Source organism: Citrobacter sp. RHBSTW-00671 (assembly GCF_014103415.1).
Lineage (GTDB): Bacteria > Pseudomonadota > Gammaproteobacteria > Enterobacterales > Enterobacteriaceae > Citrobacter.
Genome location: NZ_JABXPR010000001.1, coordinates 3,207,101 through 3,220,288 on the forward strand (window position 1 = coordinate 3,207,101; position 13,188 = coordinate 3,220,288).

11 protein-coding genes are annotated in these 13,188 nt (G+C 49.9%); 8 read left to right on the forward strand and 3 right to left on the reverse strand.

Features of this window, described 5'->3' with window-relative positions:
* The first annotated feature begins 52 nt into the window (after window positions 1-52).
* Together punC and cfa are read left to right on the forward strand one after the other, a co-directional pair.
* Entirely contained in the window at window positions 53-1,258 is a 1,206-nt protein-coding gene (punC, locus tag HV261_RS15395; RefSeq protein WP_202038732.1) for a purine nucleoside transporter PunC, read from the forward strand.
* Between the two features lie 290 nt (window positions 1,259-1,548).
* On the forward strand, window positions 1,549-2,697 hold the full coding sequence (cfa, locus tag HV261_RS15400; RefSeq protein ID WP_202038733.1) for a cyclopropane fatty acyl phospholipid synthase: 1,149 nt from the start codon (window positions 1,549-1,551) through the stop codon (window positions 2,695-2,697).
* Between the two features lie 41 nt (window positions 2,698-2,738).
* Here the strand turns inward: cfa and HV261_RS15405 are convergent, their stop codons facing one another.
* The gene (locus tag HV261_RS15405; RefSeq protein WP_202038734.1) at window positions 2,739-3,386 is read right to left on the reverse strand and encodes a riboflavin synthase subunit alpha; all 648 of its coding nucleotides are present in this window, start codon (window positions 3,384-3,386) and stop codon (window positions 2,739-2,741) included.
* A gap of 217 nt (window positions 3,387-3,603) precedes the next feature.
* Here HV261_RS15405 and mdtK point away from each other — a divergent pair, with 217 nt between their 5' ends.
* Entirely contained in the window at window positions 3,604-4,977 is a 1,374-nt protein-coding gene (gene mdtK, locus HV261_RS15410; protein ID WP_202038735.1) for an MdtK family multidrug efflux MATE transporter, read from the forward strand.
* Window positions 4,978-4,996: 19 nt separating this feature from the next.
* Here the strand turns inward: mdtK and HV261_RS15415 are convergent, their stop codons facing one another.
* Window positions 4,997-5,695 (reverse strand): RluA family pseudouridine synthase, encoded by a 699-nt coding sequence (locus tag HV261_RS15415; protein WP_202038736.1) that lies wholly within the window; start codon window positions 5,693-5,695, stop codon window positions 4,997-4,999.
* A 181-nt stretch (window positions 5,696-5,876) separates the two neighbouring features.
* Between HV261_RS15415 and HV261_RS15420 the strand changes: the two genes are divergently transcribed.
* Together HV261_RS15420 and HV261_RS15425 are read left to right on the forward strand one after the other, a co-directional pair.
* On the forward strand, window positions 5,877-6,986 hold the full coding sequence (locus tag HV261_RS15420; protein WP_202038737.1) for an AI-2E family transporter: 1,110 nt from the start codon (window positions 5,877-5,879) through the stop codon (window positions 6,984-6,986).
* 116 nt (window positions 6,987-7,102) lie between these two features.
* Window positions 7,103-8,887, forward strand: a complete 1,785-nt coding sequence (locus tag HV261_RS15425) for a sensor domain-containing diguanylate cyclase (protein WP_202038738.1) — start codon at window positions 7,103-7,105, stop codon at window positions 8,885-8,887.
* A 59-nt stretch (window positions 8,888-8,946) separates the two neighbouring features.
* On the opposite strand, the gene HV261_RS15430 is transcribed toward HV261_RS15425, so the two are convergent.
* The gene (locus HV261_RS15430) at window positions 8,947-10,344 is read right to left on the reverse strand and encodes a hypothetical protein (protein WP_202038739.1); all 1,398 of its coding nucleotides are present in this window, start codon (window positions 10,342-10,344) and stop codon (window positions 8,947-8,949) included.
* Between the two features lie 311 nt (window positions 10,345-10,655).
* Here HV261_RS15430 and trpS point away from each other — a divergent pair, with 311 nt between their 5' ends.
* The 3 genes from trpS to HV261_RS15445 all read left to right on the forward strand — a co-directional run bounded on the left by trpS (window position 10,656) and on the right by HV261_RS15445 (window position 13,152).
* A complete protein-coding gene (gene trpS, locus HV261_RS15435) occupies window positions 10,656-11,660 on the forward strand; it encodes a tryptophan--tRNA ligase (RefSeq protein WP_202038740.1) in 1,005 nt (334 codons plus the stop codon).
* Between the two features lie 267 nt (window positions 11,661-11,927).
* Complete coding sequence (locus HV261_RS15440) at window positions 11,928-12,413, forward strand: Csu type fimbrial protein (RefSeq protein WP_202038741.1); 486 nt, start codon at window positions 11,928-11,930, stop codon at window positions 12,411-12,413.
* Window positions 12,414-12,435: 22 nt separating this feature from the next.
* Window positions 12,436-13,152, forward strand: coding sequence for a fimbrial biogenesis chaperone (locus tag HV261_RS15445; protein ID WP_202038742.1), 717 nt, complete (start codon window positions 12,436-12,438; stop codon window positions 13,150-13,152).
* Window positions 13,153-13,188: the final 36 nt, after the last annotated feature.

Here is a 13,188-nt window from a genome sequence, read left to right on the forward strand (position 1 = left end):
TACACTCACTACACTCAGCGGCAATGTTCTATTGCTAAAAAGAGAAACGATAATGCAACCAGGAAAAGGGTTTTTAGTCTGGCTGGCAGGTCTTAGCGTGCTGGGTTTTCTGGCAACCGATATGTATTTGCCCGCCTTTGCGGCTATTCAGGCCGATTTACAGACACCCGCCTCCGCCGTGAGTGCCAGCCTTAGTTTGTTCTTAGCGGGTTTTGCCGTTGCACAACTTTTGTGGGGGCCACTCTCCGACCACTATGGTCGTAAACCGATTTTGATGCTGGGCTTATCCATCTTCGCGCTGGGCAGCCTGGGCATGTTGTGGGTAGAAAACGCCACCGGCTTACTGGTGCTGCGCTTTATTCAGGCCGTTGGTGTCTGTGCGGCTTCGGTTATCTGGCAGGCGCTGGTTACCGATTATTATCCTTCACAAAAAGTAAACCGCATCTTTGCCACCATTATGCCGCTGGTCGGATTGTCTCCTGCTCTTGCACCATTATTAGGCAGTTGGATCCTGGTACATTTTTCCTGGCAGGCCATTTTTGCCACCCTTTTTGCAATTACCCTGGTCCTGATACTGCCGGCCCTGCGCTTAAAACCAACGGCAAAAGCGCGCGATGACAGCCAGGATAAATTGACGTTCGCTACGCTGCTGCGCTCCAAAGCATACCGTGGAAATGTACTGATTTACGCAGCATGTTCTGCGAGCTTCTTCGCATGGCTGACGGGTTCACCGTTTATCCTTAGCGAAATGGGCTACAGCCCGGCGGTGATTGGTCTGAGCTATGTCCCGCAAACTATTGCATTTTTGATCGGTGGTTACGGCTGCCGTGCGGCACTGCAAAAATGGCAAGGTCGCCAGCTTCTGCCGTGGTTACTTATCCTGTATGCCATTAGCGTTATCGCCACCTGGGCTACTGGCTTTATTCACCACGTTGCGTTGGCTGAAATCCTGATCCCATTCTGTGTGATGGCCATTGCGAACGGGGCAATCTACCCTATCGTTGTCGCCCAGGCGCTGCGTCCATTCCCGCAGGCAACAGGGCGTGCCGCTGCGCTGCAGAACACGCTGCAACTGGGGTTATGCTTCCTGGCAAGCCTGGTCGTTTCGTGGTTAATCAGCACGCCGCTGCTCACCACCACCAGCGTTATGCTGACGACAGTGCTGCTGGCCGCGCTAGGTTACAAAATGCAGTCACAGACTGACAACACATCATTGCCGGATGAGAGCGCGCAAATTGCCCACGGTGAGTCACATTAATCATTGTTGCGGGCATTTAGTTAGCCCGCTAACAATTATCGGTTGAATAGCCAAAAATTCAGGCCTATACTGATTTTCGGTTGTTAATAAAACGATAAGATTTATAGAGTAACGGGAACAAGCAGGTTCCCGTTTTTCCATGGATGGCCTTTTCGGCAAGGGTTCCTCCCTTCCTCTGTTCTACGTCGGATTATAGATTCGCGGATTAATTCCGTGAGATTTCTCACAAAGCCCAAAAAAGCGTCTACGCTGTTTTAAGGTTCTGATCACCGACCAGTGATGGAGAAGCTATGAGTTCATCATGTATAGAAGACGTCAGCGTACCGGATGATGACTGGTACCGAATCACCAATGAGTTATTGAGCCGTGCAGGCATTACCATTAATGGCCCGGCACCGGCAGATATTCGCGTTAAAAACCCCGACTTTTTCAAACGCGTGTTGCAGGAAGGATCGTTGGGTTTAGGTGAAAGTTATATGGACGGCTGGTGGGAATGCGATCGGCTGGATATGTTTTTTAACAAAGTCCTGCGTGCAGGTCTTGAAAGCCAACTCCCCCGCCACTTCAGAGATACGCTACGTATCGCAACAGCCCGTCTGTTTAATTTACAAACCAAAAAACGTGCATGGGTCGTCGGCAAAGAACACTACGATCTTGGCAACGATCTCTTTACCCGCATGCTTGATCCCTACATGCAATATTCCTGCGCCTACTGGAAAGATGCCGATACCCTGGAATCTGCCCAGCAGGCGAAGCTAAAAATGATTGCCGAGAAATTGCAATTGAAGCCAGGTATGCGCGTACTCGATATTGGCTGCGGCTGGGGAGGCTTGTCCCAGTTCATGGCGTCACAATACGGGGTGAGCGTGACTGGCGTGACGATTTCAGCAGAACAGCAAAAAATGGCGCAGACGCGCTGTGAAGGGCTGGATGTCACGATTTTGCTGCAGGACTACCGCGACCTGAATGACCGGTTTGACCGTATCGTTTCCGTCGGTATGTTTGAGCATGTGGGACCGAAAAACTACAACACCTATTTTGACGTAGTTGACCGCAATTTAAAGCAAGATGGTCTTTTTTTACTGCATACCATCGGCTCTAAAAAAACCGACAATAATGTTGATCCGTGGATCAATAAGTACATCTTCCCGAACGGCTGTTTACCGTCAGTTCGCCAGATTGCCAACGCCAGCGAGCCACATTTCGTGATGGAAGACTGGCATAACTTTGGGGCGGATTACGATACCACCTTGATGGCCTGGCATGCGCGTTTCATGACCGCCTGGCCAGAAATTGCCGGCAACTATAGTGAACGCTTTAAACGGATGTTCAGTTATTACCTGAATGCGTGTGCTGGCGCATTTCGCGCGCGCGACATTCAGCTTTGGCAGGTGGTGTTCTCTCGTGGCGTTGAACACGGGCTCCGCGTTCCTCGTTAGACAGTATCGCCCCCGAACGACCGGGGGCTTTTTATTCCGACTTAAACGCCCGCTTCGCCAGTAACGTTACTTATAGCGCTTTCACGCGCGGCCAGTACACGTTCAACCGTATCAACAACGGCCTGTGTTTGCGGATCAATTTCGATATTGACTCGTGCACCCAGTTTTTTCTTGCCCAGCGTCGTACGTTCCAGCGTTTCCGGAATCAAATGCACGCAAAAGCGTGTCGGTGTTACTTCGCCTACCGTCAGGCTAATACCGTCAATACCGATAAATCCTTTGTACAGGATATATTTCATCAGCGACGGATCCTGAACTTTAAACCATACCTGACGATTATTTTCAGAGGTCAGAATCTTGGATACTTCAGCGGTAGTCATAATATGGCCTGACATCAGATGTCCGCCGATCTCATCGCTGAATTTTGCCGCACGTTCAACGTTGACCAGATCCCCGACTTTCAGGTCACCCAGATTGGTGATTCGCAGCGTCTCTTTCATCAGATCGAAGCTTATCTGGTTACCGTTAATTTCGGTCACTGTCAGACAACAGCCGTTGTGTGCCACCGATGCGCCGGTCTCCAGCCCATCCAACATGTATTCAGGTAACTCCACTACATGTGTGCGAAAATTCGGTTTTTCATCAATCGACACCAGTTTCGCGGTGCCCTGCACAATACCCGTAAACATACCTGTAACTCCTGAACTCAATTAAGACATCTCTGCTGTGCACAATAGCAGGTGGAAAATCAGGTTGCCAGCAATGCGCCACTCCCGCCTATTTTTTCACTGGAGAAATACGGATTCCTCGCTACAATAGACTGAAATTTCCCCTGCATTTTCTTCTTGCTGCCATATAAGGCGGCTTTTTTAGTCTCTCAAATAACAACAATATAGTGGTGTACACGTGCAAAAGTATGTAAGTGAAGCGCGTCAGTTATTAGCTCTGGCAATTCCGGTGATTCTTGCGCAAATCGCTCAAACCGCAATGGGATTCGTCGATACCGTGATGGCCGGCGGATACAGCGCGACGGACATGGCAGCCGTTGCTATCGGTACGTCCATCTGGCTACCCGCAATTCTGTTTGGTCACGGGCTGTTGCTGGCGCTGACGCCAGTGATTGCGCAACTTAACGGTTCCGGGCGCCGCGATCGTATTGCTCATCAAATACGTCAGGGTTTCTGGCTGGCGGGGATGGTATCCGTTCTGATTATGATTGTGCTTTGGAATGCGGGGCACATTATCCGCTCTATGCATAACATTGATCCTGCACTGGCCGACAAAGCCGTTGGCTATCTGCGTGCGCTGCTATGGGGTGCGCCCGGATATTTATTCTTCCAGGTTGCCCGTAACCAGTGCGAAGGTCTGGCCAAGACCAAACCGGCAATGGTAATGGGTTTTCTCGGCCTGCTGGTGAACATTCCGGTTAACTATGTTTTCATCTATGGCCATTTGGGTATGCCAGAACTGGGCGGCGTCGGCTGCGGTGTGGCAACGGCGGCGGTGTATTGGGTGATGTTTGCCGCCATGCTTTCTTACGTAAAACGCGCCCGATCAATGCGTGATATCCGTAATGCGCGTGGCTTCCAGAAACCTGACACCGCGGTGATGAAACGCCTGGTACAGCTGGGTTTGCCCATTGCGCTGGCATTATTTTTTGAAGTCACGCTGTTTGCCGTGGTGGCGCTGTTGGTCTCCCCACTGGGGATTGTCGACGTCGCCGGACACCAAATCGCACTGAACTTCAGCTCACTCATGTTTGTCTTGCCGATGTCTTTGGCTGCTGCCGTCACCATTCGTGTGGGATACCGCCTGGGTCAGGGATCAACGCTGGATGCACAGACCGCAGCCAGAACCGGCTTAGGTGTCGGCGTGTGTATGGCGGTGATGACCGCCATTTTCACCGTCACATTGCGCGAGCACATCGCCCTGCTCTACAACAATAATCCTGAAGTTGTCACACTGGCAGCACAGCTGATGTTACTGGCTGCCGTGTACCAGATATCGGACTCAATTCAGGTTATTGGCAGCGGGATCCTGCGTGGCTATAAAGATACCCGTTCCATTTTCTTTATCACCTTCACCGCGTACTGGGTGCTGGGTTTGCCAAGTGGATATATTCTTGCGCTCACCGATCTGGTCGTCGACCGCATGGGGCCAGCGGGCTTCTGGATGGGCTTTATTATTGGCCTGACCTCTGCCGCGGTGTTGATGATGCTGCGGATGCGTTTTCTGCAACGCCAACCGTCAGCCGTCATTCTGCAACGTGCAGCACGATAACACCGTCATAGCCGCCGGGTTAAAATGGGCTGGCATGGCAGACGTTGATGTGTTCTTTACTGATGGGATGTACCAGACGCAGTTCGCTGGCGTGTAACATCAGCCGTGACGTCTGCTCCGTGCCAGGCCACTCACGTCCACCATAAAGATCGCAGCCGCAGATCGGATGACCCAAATGCTGACAGTGAAGACGTAGCTGATGGGTTCGTCCGGTCTCCGGCATCAGTTGTACCCGCGTCAGGGGCAGTGATCTTCCATCCTTCAGTCGCTGATTGAAGCGCTCAATCACCCGAAAACGGGAACGTGCAGGTTTACCGCTAATGGCACTAATCGACATCAACGGAAACAGTGCGGGATCTTTGACAATGGGAGCATCAATCACACCGTCATCCTGTTTCAGGTGTCCACATAACAATGCGCTGTACACCTTAGTCACCGAGCGCTGGCTAAACTGCTGACAGAGCGCAGCATTGATTGCTTTATTGCGTGCAACGACCATCAGACCCGATGTACCAAAATCAAGCCGGTGCACCAGCGTACAGCCCGGGAATATCTGTACCAGGCGATAGTGCACCGAATCAAAATTTTGCGGATTTTTCCCCGACAGACTCAGCAACCCACTGGGTTTATTGATAAGCAGCAGATGTTCATCCTGGTAAAGGATCTCTATTTCGTCATGGCACGGCGGAGCAACAAAGGTATCGAGAATCGTAGACATCAGACAACCAGACTAAAAAGTGGGGGTGGATCATAACGAATTTTCAACCGGCTGGCGAATCAAGCCAACCCTGCGTCACAATACATATGAACAACCTGGTTATATCGTCCAACATCCATAGTTGGTAATTCTGCTGAACAGTTCTATAGTCGAGACTGCTTCTCAGTTACAGGATTCACTAATGCGATTTAACGGACTGACTAAAGGTTTCTTCATTTTCATTCTTGCCCTCGTAACATGGGCGTTTTTCGATGTGTTGTCCCCCTACTTCTCTGCAATCTTGTGGGCCGCAATTCTGACAACTATCTTTAATCCGGTAAAAAACAAACTGCGCAGCGCGCTTGGACAACGTAACGGTCTGGCATCGTTCATCACTATCGGGATTATCTGTTTGATTGTTTTTATTCCTCTGATGGTGATCCTGTCGTCGTTGGCAATCGAACTGAATGTGGTTTACACCAAGTTGCAGCAAAACGATACGCAGTTTCCGGAAGTGGTCAGTTCTATTCTTTCTTATCTTCCTGACTGGGCCAGAGGGTTCCTCGCAGAACACAATCTGGATGATGTCGCGCAGATCCAGAAAAAACTCTCCGACATTGCGCTGCAGGGCGGGCAGTACCTCGCAGGCAGTGCTTTCCTGATTGGTAAAGGGACCTTCGGCTTCGCCATCAGCTTTGGCATCATGCTGTACCTGCTGTTTTTCCTGTTGAAGGATGGACCGTATCTGGTGCGTCAGATTCTGGACTCCTTACCGCTGTCTGATTTTGCCAAACAGCACCTGTTTGCCAAATTCGTGGGTGTCACGCGGGCGACTGTCAAAGGCACCGCGGTTGTCGCTGTCGTACAGGGCACGCTGGGCGGCATTGCTTTCGCCATTGTCGACATCGATGGCAGCATCTTGTGGGGCGCACTAATGGCATTCCTCTCGCTGGTACCAGCGGTTGGCTCGGCGATAGTCTGGGTCCCTGCGGCTATTTTCCTCTTTGCCACCCACCAGCTGTGGCAAGGGCTGTTTATTGTCGGATTCTTCGTCATTATTGTCGGACTGGTAGACAATATCCTGCGCCCGCTACTGGTAGGGAAAGACACCAAAATGCCGGACTACCTGATATTGATTACCACCCTCGGCGGGATGGAGATTTACGGTATCAACGGCTTTGTGATTGGCCCGCTGATTGCCGCACTGTTTTTGGCCAGCTGGAATCTGTTCTCCGGACGTGACCATGAGGGCAACGTAGAAGGCATCGATGAAGCCTTCATGGAAGAAGGAAAAACCCCTCCAGATTTATGATGGCATGACGATAACAAGGGGCGGCCGCGGGTCGCCTTTTGTTTTTACGCAAAATCATACGTTTCCTATAATTTCAATCATGCTTATTCATTAATCGTCGCAGAAGGAACGAAAAAGTGCGAATAGCCACAATCACCAACTGGGCTTACAGTGCGACGGTATGCCTGACCATTGCCTCCGGCGTTGTTATGCTGATGGCATCCGGAGCAGACAATACTGAACGTCAGGTGGTAGAGCAGCGATATAAATTTGATCAGCTCACCGAAGAGGTGGAGCTCGATGCCTGGTCATTGTCCGATTTAGCTCGCGAGTACGTGATCGCTAAAGATCCCGAGGCGCTGAACGCCTACCAGCAGAAGGCGTCGTCGCTACAAGAGGTCGAGCAGCGGTTAACAAAATTAAAAGACGTCGGCGCGACAGGTGAAGAGCTGGCGCTGCTGCATGAAGGATTACAAATTGTCGATGCGCTACAGGAAGAGCAAGCAATGGCGCTCGCCAGTATGACCCGCGGAGAAACGTCACAGGCAATCGCCCTGCTCTACGGCAAAGCCTATGAACAGGAGCTGGAACGGGCGCAGGTGCGGATAGATCATTTTCGGCAGTTGCTCGATAACCGTGTACGTAACAGCATTGATGATGCCACCAGGACATCCCGCATACTGCGTACGCTCTCTGAAGTTATGGTCGGATTAACCGCGCTGCTGTTTTTGTTTGTCCTCGGCTTTATTTTGAAACGCCGCGTACTGCGTCCGGTTGTGCGTCTGAGCGACGTGGTTCACCGTCTCGCATCGCAGGATTATGCCGTAGAAACGCCTAACTTTAATCAGATTGATGAGATTGGCGATATGGCGCAAGCCATTCGCATTTTTCGCGAGAACGGCCTGGCACGGCAGCGACTGGAGAAAGAGCGGGATGCCGACTGGGCAATCCGCGAACTGTTGGCTCGTATGACCCAGCGTTTACAGGGCTGCGAAAACTTTGCCGATGTTATCAATGTCGCACAGCTTTTTGCCCCGAACATTGCCCCAGGCGTTGCCGGACGGCTCTACATTCTTGATCGGGAAGCCTGGCACATGCGCTGTGCCGCCGAGTGGCTCTCACCGCAAGGCAAAGCTGCCCCTTTCCATCCGGATGAATGCTGGGCTGTGCGCCGTGGACAAAGTCATCCTCCCGTGCAAGGTGAGCCGGATATCACCTGCTACCACCTGCCTGAGTCGTGTCAGGATCATACGCTGTGTATACCACTGATCGCCCAGGGGGAAGCCATCGGCCTGCTCTCATTCCAGAATCTCAGCGACAATTCTGCCCCTTCACGTGCTTATCTGGAACTGATGGCCGAAGCACTTGGACTGGCATTAGCCAACCAACGTCTGCGCGATGCACTACTGGAAAAAGCGCTTTATGATCCTCTGACCGGTCTGCGCAATCGCCATCACCTTGAAGACACTCTGCGCACCCAGATGAGTCAGGCTATCCACAACCAGGAACCGATCAGTTGCCTGATGATCGATATCGATCACTTCAAAAGCATCAACGACCGTTTTGGTCATGAGGCAGGTGATGGGGTAATAAAAAGTATCGCAGCAATTATTCAGCGCGTTGTTCACGACCACGGAATGGCCTTCCGCTACGGTGGTGAAGAGTTTCTGGTTCTGCTTGCCGGTATGGATGAAGAAGCGGCCAATCGCTTTGCGACGGACATTTACAACGGCGTGCGCGAGTTGACGCTCAGCTTTGGCGTCTCTGATATCGGTCACGTTGATGTGTCTATTGGTGTCGCCAGCTACCCGCAGCACGCCCAGAGCGATAACCTGTTACGTGCCGCGGATGTCGCGTTGTATCGTGCAAAAGAGCTGGGGCGTTCGCGCATAGTGAGCTTTGGGATGCTGGAAGCGAGCTAAAAAGCGGGGCGTAAGCCCAGACGGGTACTTCCTAAACTATCCCCCGAGGAAGTCTCCCGTTAATTGGTATATTCATCGATAAGTGACTGGTGAGTTTTCTGGATTACATCCTGAATATAGGCAGTTGCCTGCTCACCTGGCACACCTGCAGAAGAGAATTTTATACAGGAGTCAAGACTGGCGTAACTGTCTTTTTTATACTGGCACCAAAGTTTCAAATTATTAGCACGTAAGCGTCTAAATTTAACTAACTGAATTCGGCCTGGCGGTGAAACTTTGTGTATGCTTCTTATTCTGCGCAGACCTGAAAGTGCCGTGTTTCTAATTAGTGCACGCTGGGCGCAATATATCATCTGACTGGCGCTAAATTGAAGCGTTGCACTCGCCTGATCCCAGGCAGCAATGTCGACAAGGGGAATATCTCCGGACCAATAGTGATGTTTATGCTCATATACATTTTGTAGTAAGCGGCAGCCATATTTAAACATTATCGCGTAACGCTGTAATTTCTCGACGTATTCATATTCATGCCACTGTTCTGCCAGCGCTATCTGCTCAGCAAACTGGCGATCCATAGCTTCGGCATTCTTAATGTGCGGTGTAATAATCCAGGTGTATGCTTCTTGTAGAGCGCGCTCTGCACCCTTCATACTTACGGTGATTTTATCGTATACGTCGCGATTGCTTATCATCGCACGCAAAAAAGGATCGCTACTCCGTTTTTGATAAGGCGTCCCGTAGCCATAGGTCCCGGGCAGCAGACTACCGGCATCGACAAACGCATCGGTAACCACGGTTAATCGGCATTCTGGCAATAAAAAATCATTTGGCGAAACGGTGTGCGGATCACGTCCATCGGTAAACAGTTCCAGACCGAGTCTGGAAAAAAATGTAGCGACAAGCTCAGAACAAAATGCGCCTCGCGTTCCGTTATCAAAACGACAGGACTCGATTGCTTGCGCAACATGTTTTGCCAGTAAATTTGGAAAATCTGGTAACGTTATGGCCTCAAGAAGTCTCGGTACAGCAGAGTAGGTTTTATAAAAATCATTTTCTTGTAGATCTTTCGAAGCCTGAATCATCCTGGAGAGATCAATATTTTCGCATTCAGGATGGCGCAATAAAATCCATTCTCTCGGATTTTCGGGGATGCAAATAACCCTTTCTGCAGTGGACTGTCCACCGGGATACAGACTCATTGGCAATAAAAAAGTAAATCCAACTCCCGATGTATCCGATTCGGCAAGATATAGACTTTCAATGCCTGAATCACCACCATGAATCCAGATAGCGGCATGAGAGTATGGTCCGCCGCTCGCTTTCACAATTAGTGAACTGAATGGACTGTTTCCACAAACTAACAAAACGTCACCTGGACGCAGCTTTTTCTCCCACAGCAATGGTCCACTACTTTGCAGTGCCGCGAGATCGCGTTTCACAGGAACGTCTTTATGCATTGTACTTCCTTGTCGAAAATTATCGCCATGATTACAAGGGGACTTCCAAACATAACAATGGATGCCCTACCCGTAAAGCCAAAATGACGTTGCCCACCCCAACCGGGCAGAGCATTACTTTACCTCAGCTCCTTGCAGTGATATGTTGATCAGATGAATATAAAACACGATTGCAACGGTTTTAATCACAAGCGTTGGTGGCTGCCTTCTTAAAGGCGGTCAGAATGTGTTTATCCATTTTTAAATAACCGCCGAAAGGCGGTTATTTGCATTTTGAGACCCCTTTCGGTTTTATGCTTAAGGAGTCTTCTATGTACAACAAATCCATCATCCTTACCGGCGACCGTCCTACTGGGCCATTGCATCTTGGCCACTATGTAGGTTCCCTGCGCCAACGTGCGATACTGCAACACGATTATCAGCAGTTTGTGCTGGTCGCAGACCTGCAAGGTCTGACCGATAACGGCAGCAATCCACAAAAGATCCAAGATAACATACCCGAAGTGCTGGCCGATTATCTCGCTGCAGGTATTGATCCCTCACTCACCACCTTTTGTTTACAATCGGCACTACCTGCCCTTGCCGAACTCACCGCACTGTATATGAATATCGTTACCGTGGCTCGCATCGAGCGTAACCCAACGGTCAAAAATGAAATTGCGCAAAAAGGTTTCGCCCGTTCGCTTCCGGTCGGTTTCCTGGTTTACCCGATCAGCCAGGCAGCAGATATTACGGCGTTCAAAGCCAGCCTGGTCCCCGTCGGCGACGATCAGTTGCCGATGATTGAGCAAACTAATGAAATCGTGCACAAGATGAACAGCCTGTTACCGGCCCCCGTTCTGCATCACTGTAAAGCTATGTTAAGCGAAACCAGTCGTCTTCCGGGTATCGACGGCAACGCCAAAATGTCGAAATCACTTGGCAATACGCTGCTCCTGTCGGCAAGTGAAGAGACTATCCATCGCGCCGTCGGCGCAATGTACACTGATCCTAACCACCTAAAAGTGTCCGATCCGGGGCAAATTGAGGGCAATGTCGTGTTCACCTACCTGGATGCTTTTCACCCGGATAAGGCCAAAATCGCAGCAATGAAAGTGCATTATCAGCAAGGAGGATTGGGTGATCGGGCATGCAAAAATGAGCTGGAGATGTGCCTGCAAGAACTCATCGCACCTATGCGTGAGCGTCGGGCAACCTATATTCAGGATAAAGGTATGCTGATGGCGATGCTTAAAAAAGGCAGCGAGCAGGCCTACGACATCACCCAGCAAACGCTAAGAGAAGTAAAACAAGGATTGGGATTGTCGGTATTTTAATCTGAATTGGTGTCCCTCCCGGCGGATAATAACCACCGGGAGGGTTGACTGTGTTTAGGTATATTTCCGTTATATTTTTACCAACACTACGCGATAATACTTAGCTGTGATTAAATTTCGCCCTGCCAAATGTAAAATAGCGTTCCTAACTATTTACATGATCTGCACATAGCACAAATACATAATCAAAGAGGATGAGTAATCTCTATCCTTCCTCGCCTTTTCCACCCTTATAAAGTCGATTATATAACCTTAGCGAGTTTTAAAATGATTAACCGTAAAGCCACTGCATTATCTCTGACTGCGATTAGCATTTTATTTTCATCCGCTGTCTTTGCAGATGATTCAGGCAGTGTTAGCGACCAAATGACGGTAAAACTGACCGTAGAAAAATCCTGCAAGGTCAGCGTTGATGATATGGATTTTGGTTCTCATGGCAGTAATGATGGGGCGGTTACCGCTTCAGCCAAAGCTTATGTCACTTGTACTAACGGCACCGGATATAGGCTCGGAACGGATAAAACGCATGATTTCGAAATGAGTTCTAACGACACCGCCGATACCACAAAAGTAGCCTACACCCTGTCCACCGACCATCCAGGGGGCACCTCCCTGGTGGATAATGGCATTTCAGGCATTGGTACCGGTGAACAACAGGCACTGCCCATCTTCGGGAAAGTAACGGCAAATGCCCTGAAACAGGCCCCGGCTGGGGACTATACCGATACCGTAACCTTAACCGTAACGTATTGATTCATTCTTAAAGGTGCAGCATATGAAACGATTTTTTTTATGGGGCGGTATTAGCGTCTTGAGCCTGGCCTGCGCAATAAATTCATATGCTGCCACCCTGCAGGTATACCCGGTAACGCTGGGGTTCTGTGGAAAAGAATCAGCTCAGGCTATCTATGTACGAAACACCGGTAGCGCCGCTATCGGGGCGCAGATCCGCGTCTATGCGTGGAACCAGCAAAATAATAAAGACAATCTGGCCGAGACCCCGGACGTAATGGTTAGCCCTCCTATGACCACAATCCCAGTCTCCCGCCAGCAATTGATCCGGGTTATCTTAGCAACGCCGGGCAGTGGTGATACCGAGCAGGCCTATCGTATTATCGTTGATGAACTCCCGAGTGAAAATAATATGGCTGATAAAGATGGGGTACGTTTCCTGCTGCGTTATTCCATTCCCGTATTTGTCAATTGTAAAGATACCCAACCCATCAGTAGCCAACTGGCTATATCAATCGATCGTTCTGCCCATCCATTAATGTTAAAAATAAAAAACAATGGTGCCCAGCATGTTAAATTAAGCGATGTTTTCCTTGTTTCGGGCACAAAAAATGTTGCCATGAGCAAAGGATTACTCGGTTATGTATTACCGCATAGTGAAAAGGAATGGCCGTTACCGAATGGAATAACTACTGCGTCATCTTTATCACTTAATTTGAATGACAATGCTAAAACGCAGATCGTTAAAATTATACCTTAAATCCGTTATTGTTTTTTTATTGGTATGTCCCACAGT